General features: G+C 68.9%; 3 protein-coding genes. All 3 read left to right on the top strand.

From position 1 onward, the window contains the following. The coding region (locus WBA11_RS18920; RefSeq protein ID WP_424522182.1) for an SLC13 family permease at positions 1–450 on the top strand (450 nt) is incomplete at its 5' end. A gap of 50 nt (positions 451–500) precedes the next feature. After that, positions 501–1,412: a sulfate adenylyltransferase subunit CysD gene (gene cysD / locus WBA11_RS18915; RefSeq protein ID WP_424522181.1), complete on the top strand. Its 912-nt coding sequence runs from the start codon at positions 501–503 to the stop codon at positions 1,410–1,412. Between the two features lie 97 nt (positions 1,413–1,509). After that, positions 1,510–2,845: sulfate adenylyltransferase subunit CysN (gene cysN, locus WBA11_RS18910; protein ID WP_424522180.1), on the top strand; the 1,336-nt coding region annotated here is incomplete at its 3' end.

The raw sequence follows: 2,845 nt of genomic DNA, 5'->3' as shown, positions 1-2,845 counted from the left end.
GCCCTGCGCCGGGCGATCGACGTCCCCGTCCTGCTCGTGATCGGTGCCGCGCTGGGGCTGGGACGATCTGTCGAGACGACGGGGCTGGCGGCGACGGCGGCCGCGGCGATCGAGCACGTGGCCGTGGCAGGGCCGGTCGCCACGTTGTTCGTCGTGTACCTCGTGTCGAACGTGCTCGCCGAGCTCATCACGAACAAGGCGTCGGCGGTCCTGATGCTCCCGGTCGCCCTCACGGTCGCGGCCGATCTCGGCGTCGACTGGACCCCGTTCGCTGTCGCCGTCGCCGTGGGGAGCGCGGCGTCGTTCTTGACGCCGATCGGGTACCAGACCAACTTGATGGTCATGTCGGCGGGCGGGTACCGGTACACGGACTTCGCGCGGTCGGGGCTGCCCGTCGGGTTGATCGTGATGGGCATCACGGTGAGCGTCAGCGCGCTCGTTTGGCTCTGAACCTTCACGTGCGTCCCCACTAGCTTCGCCACCGACCCCTCTCGACCGTCATGTCCAAACGCGCGCACCGCACGTCCCATCTCCGCGCCCTCGAGGCCGAGGGCATCCACGTCATGCGCGAGGTGGCCGCCCAGTTCGAGCGGCCGGTGTTGCTGTTCTCCGGCGGGAAGGACTCGATCGTGATGGTCCATCTGGCCCGCAAGGCGTTTTACCCCGGCGCAGTCCCGTTTCCGCTCCTGCACGTCGACACGGGCCACAACTTCGACGAGACGATCGCCTTCCGGGACCGGCTGGTCGAGCGACTGGGCGTCCGTCTCCACGTGGCCAGCGTCCAAGACGCCATCGACGCCGGGCGGCTCGAGGAGGAGACGGGCCCCGAGGCGAGCCGGAACGGGTTGCAGATCACGCCGCTCCTGGACGCGCTCACCGAGCACCGCTTCGACGCCGCGTTCGGGGGCGGCCGGCGCGACGAGGAGAAGGCTCGGGCCAAAGAGCGCATGTTCTCGCACCGCGACCGGTTCGGCCAGTGGGACCCCAAAAACCAGCGGCCCGAGCTGTGGAGCCTGTACAATGGCCACAAGGCCGTAGGGGAGACGTTCCGCGTGTTCCCGCTGTCGAACTGGACCGAGATGGACGTGTGGCAGTACATCGCCCTCGAGGACGTCGAGATCCCGAGCCTGTACTTCTCCCACGACCGCGACGTGTTCGACCGGCGTGGGACGCTCCTGGCGGTCAACGACTTCGTCACCCTGCTGCCCGGCGAAGAGGTCGAGCACCGGACGGTCCGGTTCCGCACGATCGGCGACGCGACGTGCACCGGCGCCGTCGAGAGCACGGCGGCGTCGCTCCCCGAGATCATCCGGGAGGTGGCCGCCGCTCGGCAGACCGAGCGGGGCGGGCGCCACGATGACAAGCGGTCGGAGGCCGCGATGGAAGACCGCAAAAAGCAGGGCTACTTCTAGTCGTCCTCGAGGACGACCGCGCGTCCTCGACGGCCCTTGCCCCACGACACCTTCCGACCTCCAGGTCGTGCCGCGACTTCCGATACCCCCCGACACCATGCCGACCCACGGAACGCCCGCCCTCGAGGACGACTCGGCCAACGCCTACCTCGACATGGACCTGCTGCGGTTCACGACCGCCGGGTCCGTCGACGACGGCAAGAGCACGCTGATCGGCCGCCTCCTCTACGACTCGAAGTCGATCTTCGAGGACCAACTGGCCGCCGTCGAGGACGCGTCCAAGGCACGCGGGATGACCGACGACGACGACGTCCCCAACCTGGCCCTCTTGACCGACGGGCTCCGCGCCGAGCGCGAGCAGGGGATCACCATCGACGTGGCCTACCGCTACTTCGCGACGCCCCGGCGCAAGTTCATCATCGCCGACACCCCGGGCCACGTCCAGTACACCCGCAACATGGTGACCGGCGCGTCGACGGCGGACCTGGCCATCATCCTGCTCGACGCCAAGCGCGGCGTCCAGACCCAGAGCCGACGCCACGGCTTTATCGCGTCGCTCTTGGGGATTCCCCACGTGGTCGTGGCCGTCAACAAGATGGACCTGGTCGACTACGACGAGGCCGTCTTCGACCGCATCCGCGACGCGTACACCGAGTTCGCGGCCAAGCTCGACGTCCGCTCGCTCGAGTTCATCCCCGTCTCGGCACTGCGCGGCGACAACGTCGTTGACCGGAGCAACCGGATGCCGTGGTACCAAGGATCGACGCTCCTCCACTACCTCGAGCACGTCAACGTCGCCGGCGACCTCAACCTGCGCGACTTCCGGTTCCCGGTCCAGACCGTCATCCGGCCCGACCAGTCGTTCCGCGGGTTCGCGGGGACCGTCGCGTCGGGCGTCGTCCGTCCCGGCGACGAGGTCCTGGCCCTGCCCGCCGGCACGCGCTCCCGCGTCCAGGCCGTGACCACGTTCGACGGCGACCTCGATGAAGGCCGTGCCGGCGAGGCCGTCGTGGTCACCCTCGAGGACGAGATCGACGTCTCGCGCGGCGACATGGTCGTCAGGCCTCAGAACTTGCCCCAGGTCGAGACCGGCTTGGAGGCCATGGTGTGCTGGATGAGCGAGACACCGCTTCAGCCGGACCGCCACTACCTGCTGCGCCACACGACGCGCGAGGTCAAGGCCTTCGTCGACCAAGTCGTCTACCGCGTCGACGTGGACACCTTGCACCGCGAGGACGTCCCGACGTTGGCCCTCAACGACATCGGCCGGGTCCGGATCACGACGGCGGCCCCGCTCTTTTTCGATCCGTACCGGGTCAATCACGAGACGGGTGCCTTCATCCTGATCGACGCGTTCTCGAACGCGACCGTCGCCGCGGGCATGATCCGAGGCGCTGCCCAGAGCGCCGACGAGGTCGCCGGCCGCGCCGCTC

It is taken from the genome of Rubrivirga sp., from assembly GCF_049648075.1.
Taxonomy (GTDB): Bacteria; Bacteroidota; Rhodothermia; order Rhodothermales; family Rubricoccaceae; genus Rubrivirga.
Note: the sequence above shows the minus strand (reverse complement) of the source record. Positions and strands in the feature narration are given on the sequence as shown.

Bases quoted from the DNA above. Each gene is read 5' to 3' on its own strand.
- cysD (WP_424522181.1), top strand. From the start codon at position 501: ATGTCCAAACGCGCGCACCGCACGTCCCATCTCCGCGCCCTCGAGGCC.